This is a genomic window from Streptomyces diastatochromogenes, from assembly GCF_002242805.1.
Lineage (GTDB): Bacteria > Actinomycetota > Actinomycetes > Streptomycetales > Streptomycetaceae > Streptomyces > Streptomyces diastatochromogenes.
Map to the genome: position 1 here is coordinate 99,588 of NZ_MCGQ01000023.1, position 12,056 is coordinate 111,643.

The window sequence follows — 12,056 nt, forward strand, 5'->3', positions numbered from 1 at the left end:
TCGCCGATCTGTGCGCGGTGGTCGCCATGATCTTCCGGACCTGGCCAGAAGCCCGCCCGTACGCAGGTACATCGTTTCTGGCCGCCGCGCTCGACACCGAGCATGCTTCCCGCGCCGCGCAGGCCCAGCCCATGCTCAACACCGCAGGGAAGAGGAAGGCCTCCAAGCCCTACACCGCGCCGCCGACCGACTCCCTGGCCGCGGGTGCGGTTCTGCATATCGCGACGCGGTTGCTCCGAGCCGCGGATCCCTACGAAGCGCGAGAGCTGATGGCCCCGCTCGTTCACAGACTTCGCGATGCAGACCGTGCGCTCAGCGTCTACTTGCGTCGCGCCGCCTGGATGTCAACGCCCATGAGGACTGCGGCCGGCGACTGGTGATGCGCGGCTGGCTTCCCGCCCCACGAGCTTGACATCGCCTCAGGACGCCGCCATTTCTGGGTTGTCGGGGTGCTTGTTGATCCACGCCAACCAAGTGGCATCGAGGTGGCGCCGGACGCTTCCGTACGGCGGCGAAGTGGCGCAAGGACACGCGGGACTTCTTCGCCGTCACGAGGGTGGGGACCTGGCTGATCGACGTGCGTCCCAGGTGGCAATTGCAGGTGCCGCCGTGCCGCCTATTCGTGAGGGGTGCGGTGCGCCGGCATTGCGGCGAGCGGCGCCATTCCCAGGGGCACGTCTTCGTGCCGGGTGAGCAGCCCGGTGATGCTCACCTCCAGCGACTGGCGGACCACGTCGGCGAAGTCGACGTGCATGGCGGTCACGACCGGGTCATCGGGGTACTGCGCCACGACTGCTTGTGACGGCTCGATGTACGGCCAGGCCGCGGTGGCCACCAGTGCGATGAAGCCCGTCAGACGCAGGGCGTCCTCTGCGCCGAGTTCGGGCAGGCAGCGGCGGGCCAGCTGCGCCAGGGACTGGAAGGTGCTCAAGGTGGCGTACTTGTGCCGGCGGGAGACCTCGGGGGACACGTTGCGCTCGAGTACCGCGGCCTGGGCGCTGATCAGGTCGCAGAGCACGGGGCGCTGGGCGAGAGTCTCGGCCAGGACCTTCGCCAGCCGGTCGCCACGCTCACGCACCGTCCCCTCGACGGGCTCGAGCTGCACTTCCAGTTCGTCGAGCCACTCCTTCAGCTCGGCGTCCAGGAGCTGCAGCAAGATCGCCTCGCGTGATTCGAAGTAGCGCTGCACGTTCGCCTTGGCCAGGCCCACACGTCGGCTGAGCTCGTTCAAGCTCAGCTTCGCCACCGGCATCTCGGTCAGCATCTCGGCCGTGACCTTGAGGATGTGCTGCCGCCGCTGGCTGCGCTGTTCGTCGTTGCGTGCGCGCTGGAAGTCCACGTCCCCATCCTACAAACCGGCGGTCCGTTGCCTACGGACCGGCGGTCCGTTGCGAAGTGACCGCCGGTACTTTATGGTGATTGCAAGACAAGATACCGGCAGTACTTAAAAGGAGGCCGTCATGTACCAGGTTCCTGACCAGGGGGGAAAGCTGGCCGTCGTGACCGGGGCGAACAGTGGCACCGGCAAGGAGGCGGCCAAGGCCCTGGCCGGAGCCGGGGCGACGGTCATCCTCGCGGTGCGCACCCCGTCGAAGGGTGAGCAGGCGCGCGAGGAGATGCTCGCCGCCCACCCGGGCGCTGACATCCAGGTCCGCCGCATTGACCTGGCCGACCAGTCCTCGGTCAAGGAGTTCGCCGACGGCCTGATCGCCGACGGCCGCCCGCTGGACCTTCTCCTGAACAACGCCGGCGTGATGTTCCCGCCGGTCAGGCATGAGACGGTCGACGGGTTCGAGCTGCAGATGGGCAGCAACTACCTCGGCCCGTTCGCCCTCACCGCCCGCCTGCTGCCACTGCTGCTGGCCGCACCCGCGCCGCGGGTGGTCACCATGTCCAGCGGCATGGCCGCCCGGGGCACCATCAACTTCGACGACCTGCAGTGGCAGCGCAGCTACAACCCGACCGGCGCCTATGCCCAGTCCAAGCTCGCCGATCTGCTGCTGAGCCAGCACCTGGCCAAGCTCGCCACCGAGAACGGCTGGCCGCTGCTGTCCCTCGGCGCCCACCCCGGCAACGCGGCCACCAACATCGCCGCCTCCGGCCCCAACCTCGGCGGCGACTCCAGCCTCTTCTTCCGGATCGCCTGGAAGATCACCCCGCAGCACGACGCGGCAGCCGGCGCGGCACCGATGGTGTACGCGGCGACCAGCCCGGACGCCGTACAAGGGGGTTACTACGGCCCCCGCTGGTCCCTGGTCGGCCCACCCGGACCGGCTCGCCCGAACAAGAAGGGCCTGGACCGGGACGTCGCCGCACGCCTGTGGTCCGAGTCCGAACGCCTCACCGGCGTCTTTGCCCCGGCTCAGCTCTGACACCACCCCCTCCCGCGGTCAAGCCGCCCCGTGCGCCCTGCGATCCCAGAGCGCACGCCACCCATGAAAGGCAACACACCCCCATGACCGACCAGCTCAACATCCCCTTCACCAGCGAGAGCACCACCGCCGACGTGATCGCCGGTGTGGACCTGACCGGCAAGCGCGCCATTGTCACCGGCGCTTCCTCCGGGCTCGGCGCGGAAACCGCGCGCGCCCTGGCCGCCATCGGCGCCGATGTCACCCTCGCGGTGCGCAACCTTGAGGCCGGCATCAAGGTGGCCGAGGACATCGCTGCCCAGACCGGCAACCCGAACGTGCAGGCCGCCCGCCTCGACCTGGACGACCGCGACTCCATCGACGCGTTCACAGCCGCCTGGAACGGCCCGCTGCACATCCTGGTCAACAACGCCGGAATCATGGCGCTGCCCGAGCTGAAGCGCACTCCCGAAGGCTTCGAACAGCACTTCGCCACCAATCATCTCGGCCACTTCGCCCTGACCACCGGCCTGCACAACGCCCTCGCCGCCGCCCACGGCGCCCGTGTCGTCGTCGTCAGCTCCGGCACCCACCAGGTGTCCGGGGTGGTGTTCGACGACATCCACTACCAGGGCCGTCCCTACGACCCGTGGCAGGCCTACGGGCAGTCCAAGACCGCGAACATCCTGTTCGCCGTCGAAGCCGCCAAGCGGTGGGCCGGCGACAACATCACCGTCAACGCGATCGAGCCCGGCGCGATCTACGACACCGGCCTGCTGCGGCATGTAGAGATCACCCCCGAGTTCCAGCAGATCGTGGACAACACCCCGTGGAAGACCGTTGAGCAGGGTGCCGCGACCCAGACCCTCCTCGCCGCCTCCCCGCTGCTTGAAGGGGTCACCGGGGGCTACTTCGCCGACTCCAACGTCATCGAGAAGTCGGTGACCAACCCCGGTGGCCTCGCCCCGCACGCCGCCGACCCCGAGGCCGCCACCCGCCTGTGGGAGCTGTCGACGGAGCTGCTCAACCAGAAGTGATCGGCGCGCCGGCGCCGATGGGCGCGGCCGCATTTCGTACCCATCGACGCCGACCCCGGAACGCCGATCACCCCGCAGGGGTGGCAACCAACGAGGAGGAAACCATGACAGCGGCACAGGGAACCGCGACGACTGCATTCGGCACCGTCCGTTCCGAGTTCGAAAAGGCGCTGGCAACCGACGAGCTCGGTGCCTCCGTCGCGCTCGACATCGACGGCGAGCTGGTGGTGGATCTCTGGGGAGGTCACCGCGATCCTGAGCGGACCACGCCGTGGACGCGCGACACGATCGTCAACGTCTTCTCGAGCACCAAGACAGTCACGGCACTGGCGATCCTGGTGCTCGCCGACCGCGGCCTGATCGACCTGGACGCGCCCGTCGCGGCCTACTGGCCCGAGTTCGCCGCGAACGGGAAGGAGGAGGTCCTTGTCCGGCATGTGATGGGCCACACCTCCGGCGTGTCCGGCTGGGAGCAGCCCGTACAGCTCACCGACCTGTACGACCTACCGGCCTCCACCGCTCGCCTCGCCGCGCAGCAGCCCTGGTGGACCCCGGGCACCGCTGCCGGCTACCACGCACTCAGTCAGGGCCACCTCCTCGGTGAGCTGGTCCGCCGCGTCGACGGCCGTTCACTCACCGACTTCGTCACCGAGGAACTCGCCGCGCCCCTGGGCGCCGACGTCCAGATCGGCGCCCGAGAGCAGGACTGGGACAGAATCGCCCCCCTCGTGCCGCCACCGCCGGTCGAGTTCGACATGTCGACCCTCGACCCGACCACGCCAGCGTTTCGGACCATGACCGGCCCCGCCCCCGACGCGCTCGCGGCGAATACCCCCGCGTGGCGACGCGCAGAGATCGGCGCCGGCAACGGGCACACCAATGCACGGGGCCTGGTCACCCTGATGCGTGCGATCACCCTCGGCGGCGCCGCAGGCGGCGTCAGGCTGCTCTCCGACGCGACCATCGAGCGCATCTTCGACGTCCAAACCGACGGCCCCGACCTGGTCAACGGTGCCCCGATGCGATGGGGCATGGGTTTCGGGCTCACCCCCGTGGACATGGCGCCCTACCTGCGAGCCGGGAAGGTCGCCTGGTGGGGCGGATGGGGCGGCTCCATCGTCGTTATGGACCTCGACCGGCGCCTCACGTTCAGCTACACGATGAACAAGATGGGCGGCGGCGGTCTGACCGGATTCGAGCAGGTCGCGGCGTTCCTGAACGCCGCGTACGACGCGCTGTAGGGCTGGCGGCCGCCCAGACATCGCACCCCAAGAACCCGGAGTGTGCTTGAGCGGAGCACACCCCGGTGCGCACCAGCAGCCCGTGGGGACAGGCGCCGGTGCCGGTGAGGCCCGGCCGCGACCGGACCCCTCCGTCGCAGGATCCGCGGCCGGGCCTCACCCCTCCCCGGTTCCCCCCTCTGCCCTTGCCTGCTCGCCGCACCTTCCGTCAAGGGACCCAGACATGACCACCAACACCGCACCCTGTCCGGACCGGCACAGCCGCTCCTACAGGACCCGGAAAGAGCCGAATGACCGGGCCCTGTTCCTGCGGCAGTGGCTGCGCGCACCGGCCCGCATGGAGGCCGTCGCCCCCAGCTCTCGGCGCCTGGCCCAGGCGGTGTGTGCCCCCATACCCGAACACGGCGATCCCGTCGTGGTCGAACTCGGCGCCGGCACCGGCCCGTTCACCGCGGAGATCCAGCGCCAACTCGCCGGCCCGCGGCCGCCACCTGGCCATCGAGATCGACCCGCAACTCGCCCACCACCTGAGCAGGCGCCACCCCGCGGCCGAGGTGCTCCAGCACGACGCCGCAGATCTGCGGCAACTGCTGGCCGAACGGGACATCGACCGCGCCGACGTCGTGATCAGCGCCCTGCCCTGGTCCCTGTTCCCCAGCGACACCCAGGACCGGCTCATGGACGCGACGGCCGCGGTACTGGGCCCATCAGGTGCCTTCACGGCCTTCACCTACCTGCACGCGGTGCCGCTGCCGCCCGCCCGACGGTTTCGCGACCAGCTCACCGACCGCTTCGAGGAGGTCGTGCCCAGCCAGACCATCTGGCGTAACGCGCCCCCGCCTTCGTCCTCCACGCCCGCAGACCCCGCGTCGGGCCGCAACCGCGCCGAACCCCCACGTGAGGCTCGCCGGCGGGGCGGCAGCTCGACCGGCACTCTCCCACTTGCCGAACTTCGCTCCGGCACCGAAAGGTAAACACCACCATGTCAACTCTCACCGGCAAGGTCGCCATCATCACCGGCGGCAGCAAGGGCACCGGCCTCGGCATCGCCAAGGCCTACATCAAGGAAGGCATCGCCGTCGTCCTGACCGGCCGCAACGCCGACGCCCTTAACGCGGCGAAGACCGAGCTGGAGCAGCTCGTGCCCGACGCGCAAGTCCTCACCCTGGTCGCCGACAACAAGGACCACGACGTGCCCGCGCAGGTTGTTGCGGACACCGTCAGCCAGTTCGGGCGGTTGGACATCCTGATCAACAACGCCCAGGAGTTCCGCACCGGCAAGACGATCGAGGACACCACCTGGGACGACATGCAGGCCACGTTCGACTCCGGATTCTTCGCGACCTGGCGGTACATGACCGCCGCCCTCCCCCATCTGAAGACCACCGAGGGCACCGTCATCAACATGGGCTCCGGCGCGGGCGTGCAGTCCGTTCCCGGCCACGCCGCCTACGGCCCCAACAAGGAAGCCATTCGGGGCCTGTCGCGGATCGCGGCCAAGGAGTGGGGCAGGGACAAGATCACCGTCAACGTGATCAACCCCTACGTCGCCTCCGCGGAGTCCGAGCGCTACGAGAAGGCTCACCCCGAGGTCATCGCCGAGATCATGAAGGGCATCGCGCTGGGACGCATAGGGGACGCCGAACTCAACGTCGGCAGCCTGTGCGTCTACCTCGCCACCGAGGGCGGCAAGTACATCACCGGCGCCTCCCTCGACGTCGACGGAGGCGCCTTCATCCGCCCCTGACCCGCTGAGGCGGTCTACGAGAAAGCCGCCGCCCGGCTGAGAGCCGAGGCCGAACGCCTGGTCGGCGCAGGACTCCCGGGCCGGCATCTGACCGCCCGGGGCCCGGACCCATTGACCACAGCATCACGGTGTGAGCCTGCGAGTTACGCACCCCCTGGCCCGGGGGTGGTTCCGCACCGCCCGCCCTCACCCCCTTCGCGGCCCTCACGGGCACCCACCCACAAAAGAAGAGGAGCAAACCATGCGCAGCACCACTGCATGGACGAACACGCGAGGCACCACCGACCTGGAACTGCTGCCCCTGGAGCGTCGCGACCTCCGTGACGACGACATCGCCGTCCAGATCGACTACTGCGGCGTGTGCCACTCCGACCTGCACGCCATCCCGGCCATCCCGGGCCTCGTGCCCGGGCACGAGTTCGTCGGTACGGTCACCGAGGCCGGCCCCGCTGCGACCCGTCACGCAGTCGGGGACCGAGTGGCGATCGGTACGGTCGTCGACTCGTGCGGCGCGTGCCGCAACTGTCTCAAGGGCGAGGAGATCTACTGCCTCGACAACTGGACCCCCACCTACGGTGGCCTCGACCGCGTTGACGGTGCAGTCATGCAGGGCGGGTACAGCCGCGAGTACGTACTCAATGCGCGGTTCGCTCACCCGCTGCCCCATGGCCTTGCCCCGGAGAGTGCTGCTCCGCTGATGTGCGCCGGTATCACGGTCTGGGCCCCGCTGCGTAAGGCGAACGTCGGTCCCGGGAGCCGGGTCGCAGTCGCTGGCCTCGGCGGCCTCGGACACCTCGCGGTCAAGTTCGCTGTCGCGCTCGGAGCCGAGGTCACGGTCATCAGCACCACCGCTGACAAGGAGCAGGCCGCGCTCGCTCTTGGCGCGAAGGACTTCATCCTGACCACGGCATCGCAGGACGCTGAGGGCGCAGCACCGCTGGAGGCGAAGGATTTCGCGTCCATCGGCAAGGAGAACGCCGAGAACAACAACCGTTTCGACCTCATCGTCGACACGATCCCGTTCCCCCACAACCTCGACGCCGAGATCCTCATGCTCGACCTGGACGGCGAGCTCAGCCTCGTCGGTCTCGCGGCAACCACTCCGGTCAACAACCTGCTGCTGCTGATCGGCCGCAAGAGTCTGTCCTCGTCTGCTGCCGGTGGTCTTCCAGCTACCGCCGAGATGCTGGCCTTCGCCGCCAAGCACGGCATCTCGCCTGACGTCGAGGTCGTGCCGTCTTCGCAGGTGAAGACCGCTCTGGACCGGCTGGAAGCGAACGATGTCCGCTTCCGGTTCGTCCTGGATCTCTCTGACCTCGACTGAGCACCGTTTTTCAGAGGTGCGGCCGCTGGTTTCGACCCCCGGGGCCCAATCGCAGGGCCGGACAGCCTCCGACCCTGCGACCGGGAACCCGCCCCGCAGCCCCTTCGACATCGAGTACAAGAGCACCTCACTGCGTGCGGCCGCCCTGCAGGTGGACTTCGTCTACCTGGTACGCAAGTCGATAGAGGTAACCATCTCCGGCCTACTCGCCCGCGCCGAAGATGTACCGCTCGGGACCAGGCCCCTGAACGAGGTCCCGGCACAGGCCCAGCGGGGAATGAACCCGAGCAAAACCCGCCGAGGCGCATCTGCCGGGTACACCACCCGACGGTGAACACCGGGGAATGAGATCGCCGAGATGGACTGCTCAGGGCATTGCATGGCGCGTGACGACCGGCGCACCGTCACCGGGGTGTGCCGACGGCGCCTTGCGCCGGATCCCGAACCCCGATGCAGCCAGGCCGTCAGTCACCGGCTGGCGGCACCAACAGGCAAGGAGCGACCAACGTGAAGGTAGTGGTCTTCGGAGGCAGCGGCCTCATCGGCGACGGCGTCATCCAGGAGAGCCTGCACGCCGCCGACGTCACCGAAGTCGTCACTGTCGGCCGGTCCCCTCAGAGTGTGACGCACCCGAAGCTGCGCCAGGTCGTACACAGCGACTTCCTCGACTTCACCGCGATCAGTGAGGATCTGGCCGGTGCCGACCTCTGCTTCTGGGCCCTCGGAGTTTCCGCCGTCGGCATGAGCCCGCAGGACTACGAACGCATCACCTACGACTACACGGTCGCCGCTGTCCGCGTCCTCGCCACGGCCAACCCGGCCATGACATTCGTCTACGTATCCGGCGGCGGCACCGACGGCACCGAGCAGGGCCGCAGTCGCTGGGCCCGCGTCAAAGGACGTACCGAGAACATGGTCATCGCAGCCTTCCCCGGCGGTTACGCACTACGTCCAGGAGTCGTTCAGTCCTCCCACGGCAAACGGTCCAGGACACCGATGTATCGGTGGGCCTCCATCGTCATTGCCCCGATCGTCCCGCTACTGCGCCGGCTGCCATTCGCACCCGCGTTCATGACCAGCACAGAGCAGATCGGACAAGCCGCCCTGCACCTCACGCGCCGGGGCTGGCCCCGTCACGTCCTGGAAAATCGCGACATCGTCGCCGCGGCCGCCGCGGCCCGGCAGCCCCGGGCCCGGTGAGCGCTGCCCCGCCACTGCCAGGGTGCTCAGGCCGGACCCGGCGGTAATGAACGATCCAGCCGAGGGCGTATGCCTCAGCCAATGGGCGATCTCCGGACTACTCTCCGGCGGAATCATCTTCTCGTACCTGGATCGGCCCGGCCGCGGGACGGACCTCAGTTGCCCGGTGCCGACACATCCTCCACGAACAGCCCCAACGCGGCCCGCAATCCGTTCACTTCATGCGTGTCCACATCCCCAACGTGCTCTTGATCAGCGAAGACGCATAGACCTGACGAAGCACCACTAGTTCGTGGCCCACCGAGTCGCGATCTGGGCGCGGAGACAGAAGCCGAGCCAGCGTCTTCGGATTCCCTCGACGCACAGCAATTCTCGAGGTGCCTTCGCCCGCCGACGCCTGCCGCCCATAGAGCCGCAGTTCACATGGCCAGACTCCCGGTGTAGGGAGTCCAGGGGTGGAGGACCCGTTCGTACCACGGTTCTAGTCCCCCTCGCCGAATTGCGACCCGTAGGTGGCAGTTGGCGAGGAAATCCGCTCCTAGCTTGAGATCACGGGTCAGACAGGCCCACGCATCCCTTGATCTCTTCTCCAGGTGGGAGTAATCCGTGGCCACCTTCCTCTATCGGCTCGGCCGGCTGGCGTTCCGGCGACGACGCCTAGTGTTGATGTTGTGGATCGTCCTGCTGGCGGCAGTCGGCGTCGGCGCCGTGAACTCCACCGGCACCACGTCGGAGGGCTTGAACCTTCCCGGGACCCAGTCGCAGGAGGCGATCGATCTCCTGCAGAAGGAGTTCCCGCAGGCCTCCGCGGACGGCGCCACCGCACGGGTCGTGTTCGAGGCTCCCATCGGGCAGAAGCTGACGTCCGCGGCGAACAAGTCCGAAATCCAGTCGCTGATCGCCAAGCTGGAGAAGTCGCCGCAGGTTTCGAGCGTCTCCGACCCCTTCGCGGACGGCCAGATCAGCAAGACCGGCACCATCGTCTACACCCAGATCTCCTACAAGGTCGCCCAGGCTGACGTCAGCGCCGCCGCGCACGACGTACAGGCCGAGGTAGTCGCGCAGGGCGAGAAGGCCGGACTGACAGTGAGCCTGGGCGGAAACGCCGTCGAGGACAAGGCCTCCAGCAAGCTGGCCGAGCTTCTCGGTCTCGCCGTCGCCGCAGTCGTGCTCGTCATCGCCTTCGGTTCTCTGATAGCTGCCGGACTGCCCCTGCTCACCGCCGTCCTCGGTGTCGGCGTGGCCGTCCTCTCGGTCACCATCGCGACCCAGTTCTGGGACCTGGCCTCCCAGGCTTCCACCCTGGCACTGATGCTGGGCCTGGCCGTGGCCATCGACTACGCGCTGTTCATCGTCTCCCGCTACCGCAACGAGATCCGCGAGGGACACGAACCGGAGGAGGCCGTGGGCCGGGCCCTGGGCACCGCCGGCTCCGCGGTGGTCTTCGCCGGCCTGACCGTGATCGTCGCGCTCAGCGGCCTGAGCGTCATCGGCATCCACTCCCTCACCTCCATGGGCCTGGCCTCCGCCTTCGCCGTCGCCGTCGCCGTGATCATCGCGCTGACCCTGCTGCCCGCCGTCCTGGGCTTCGCGGGAATGCGGATCATGAAGAACAAGCTGCTGACGCCCCGCATGAAGGCGTTGGAGCGAGGCGAGGGCGGCCGTGAGGCGATGGGCGTGCGCTGGGCGAATTTCGTCACCCGCAACCCCCTCAAGATGCTCGCGGTCTCCGTGACCGGTCTCGCCCTGCTGGCCCTGCCTGCAACCTCTCTCCGTCTGGCCCTGCCCGACGACAGCATGAAGCCTCCGGGCAGCACCCAGCGCGTCGCCTACGAGACCCTCAGCAAGGGCTTCGGGCCGGGCTTCAACGGCCCCCTGACCGTGGTCGTCGACGCCCGTGGCAGCGACGATCCCAAGGCCGCCGCGAAGGAAGCCGCCGCGCTGATGGGCAAGCTGGACGACGTCGCCGGCATGAGCGACGCCGCCTTCAACAAGGCCGGCGACGTGGCCCTCATCGGCGCCATCCCCAAGAGCGCACCCAGCAGCCAGGCCACCAAGGACCTGGTCGGCACCATCCGCGACCAGAGCGCCACTCTGCACAAGGACACCGGCGCGGAACTCATGGTCACCGGCTTCACCGCCGTGAACATCGACGTCTCCGCCAAGCTCTCCCAGGCCCTCATCCCCTACCTGTCCATCGTCGTCGGCATGGCCCTGGTCCTGCTCCTGCTGGTCTTCCGCTCGATCCTGGTCCCCCTCAAGGCCGCCCTCGGCTTCCTGCTCAGCGTGGTCGCCACCCTCGGCCTGCTGGTCGCCGTGTTCCAGTGGGGCTGGCTGAAGGACGTCTTCGGGATCGACCAGACCGGCCCCATCGTCAGCATGCTGCCCATCCTGCTGATCGGCGTCGTCTTCGGACTCGCCATGGACTACGAGGTCTTCCTCGTCACCCGCATGCGTGAGGAGTACGTCCATGGAGCGTCGCCCACGAAGGCCATCGTGGAGGGCTTCCGGCACAGCGCCCGGGTGGTCACGGCGGCCGCGGTCATCATGATCTCCGTGTTCTCCGGCTTCCTCCTCGACGACGCGGCGCTGATCAAGTCCATCGGCCTCGGACTCGCCTCCGCGGTGCTCTTCGACGCCTTCGTCGTCCGTATGACGATCATCCCCGCGGTCATGACCCTCCTCGGCCGACGCGCCTGGGCCCTGCCGAAGTGGTTGGACCGGGTGATGCCGAACGTGGACGTCGAGGGCGAGAAGCTGCGCCAGTCGCTGGCCCTCGAGCAGGCGAGCCACGCGCCCGAACCGGTACTCGCCGGCGTGAGCACGGGCATCCGCACGAGCCCGGACAGCCACAGCTCCCCGCCCGTTTCCAGCGGTGCCCATGTCGCCGGCACGGCTCCTGTCGCGTCGCCGATTCCCCGGCACCACCACGGCAGGGTCCGTCCGTCCTCGATCAAGCAGCGGCACACAACCGGTCAGGGCCCCGAGCCGGCCAGCAGCACGGAGGCACCCGGGCGTCGCAAGGAGCCCCAAGGCAAGCAAGCTCGCCCTCCCCCAAACATCCGGCACCGCTTGAGCAGGGCGCGTCTCCATCGTCCACGCCCCATCCGGATGAGCGCCGCCTCCTGGACGCCCTGACCGGAGATCCCGAGCAGG

Annotated in this window: 10 protein-coding genes; 9 read left to right on the plus strand and 1 reads right to left on the minus strand. The window is 68.5% G+C overall.

Going from position 1 to position 12,056, the window contains the following annotated elements; translation table 11 throughout:
• Positions 1-26: 26 nt before the first annotated feature.
• Positions 27-380: a hypothetical protein gene (locus tag BEK98_RS26725; protein ID WP_244201996.1), complete on the plus strand. Its 354-nt coding sequence runs from the start codon at positions 27-29 to the stop codon at positions 378-380.
• A 236-nt stretch (positions 381-616) separates the two neighbouring features.
• Here the strand turns inward: BEK98_RS26725 and BEK98_RS26730 are convergent, their stop codons facing one another.
• Entirely contained in the window at positions 617-1,339 is a 723-nt protein-coding gene (locus BEK98_RS26730) for a TetR/AcrR family transcriptional regulator (protein WP_094219222.1), read from the minus strand.
• 121 nt (positions 1,340-1,460) lie between these two features.
• Between BEK98_RS26730 and BEK98_RS26735 the strand changes: the two genes are divergently transcribed.
• From BEK98_RS26735 to BEK98_RS26770, 8 genes are all read left to right on the plus strand, one after another.
• Entirely contained in the window at positions 1,461-2,372 is a 912-nt protein-coding gene (locus BEK98_RS26735; RefSeq protein ID WP_094219223.1) for an SDR family oxidoreductase, read from the plus strand.
• 83 nt (positions 2,373-2,455) lie between these two features.
• On the plus strand, positions 2,456-3,388 hold the full coding sequence (locus BEK98_RS26740) for an SDR family NAD(P)-dependent oxidoreductase (RefSeq protein ID WP_094219224.1): 933 nt from the start codon (positions 2,456-2,458) through the stop codon (positions 3,386-3,388).
• A gap of 104 nt (positions 3,389-3,492) precedes the next feature.
• Entirely contained in the window at positions 3,493-4,629 is a 1,137-nt protein-coding gene (locus BEK98_RS26745) for a serine hydrolase domain-containing protein (RefSeq protein ID WP_094219225.1), read from the plus strand.
• 383 nt (positions 4,630-5,012) lie between these two features.
• Positions 5,013-5,603: a class I SAM-dependent methyltransferase gene (locus tag BEK98_RS26750; protein WP_208643237.1), complete on the plus strand. Its 591-nt coding sequence runs from the start codon at positions 5,013-5,015 to the stop codon at positions 5,601-5,603.
• An 8-nt stretch (positions 5,604-5,611) separates the two neighbouring features.
• Entirely contained in the window at positions 5,612-6,376 is a 765-nt protein-coding gene (locus tag BEK98_RS26755; RefSeq protein ID WP_094219226.1) for an SDR family NAD(P)-dependent oxidoreductase, read from the plus strand.
• A 241-nt stretch (positions 6,377-6,617) separates the two neighbouring features.
• On the plus strand, positions 6,618-7,700 hold the full coding sequence (locus BEK98_RS26760; protein WP_094219227.1) for an NAD(P)-dependent alcohol dehydrogenase: 1,083 nt from the start codon (positions 6,618-6,620) through the stop codon (positions 7,698-7,700).
• Positions 7,701-8,207: 507 nt separating this feature from the next.
• Positions 8,208-8,900, plus strand: a complete 693-nt coding sequence (locus BEK98_RS26765) for an NAD(P)H-binding protein (RefSeq protein ID WP_094219228.1) — start codon at positions 8,208-8,210, stop codon at positions 8,898-8,900.
• A gap of 606 nt (positions 8,901-9,506) precedes the next feature.
• Positions 9,507-12,038: an MMPL family transporter gene (locus tag BEK98_RS26770; protein ID WP_094219229.1), complete on the plus strand. Its 2,532-nt coding sequence runs from the start codon at positions 9,507-9,509 to the stop codon at positions 12,036-12,038.
• Positions 12,039-12,056: the final 18 nt, after the last annotated feature.

Coding starts and splice junctions, on each gene's coding strand:
- BEK98_RS26735 (WP_094219223.1), top strand. CDS start 1,461: ATGTACCAGGTTCCTGACCAGGGGGGAAAGCTGGCCGTCGTGACCGGG.
- BEK98_RS26740 (WP_094219224.1), top strand. CDS start 2,456: ATGACCGACCAGCTCAACATCCCCTTCACCAGCGAGAGCACCACCGCC.
- BEK98_RS26725 (WP_244201996.1), top strand. CDS start 27: ATGATCTTCCGGACCTGGCCAGAAGCCCGCCCGTACGCAGGTACATCG.
- BEK98_RS26760 (WP_094219227.1), top strand. CDS start 6,618: ATGCGCAGCACCACTGCATGGACGAACACGCGAGGCACCACCGACCTG.
- BEK98_RS26745 (WP_094219225.1), top strand. CDS start 3,493: ATGACAGCGGCACAGGGAACCGCGACGACTGCATTCGGCACCGTCCGT.
- BEK98_RS26755 (WP_094219226.1), top strand. CDS start 5,612: ATGTCAACTCTCACCGGCAAGGTCGCCATCATCACCGGCGGCAGCAAG.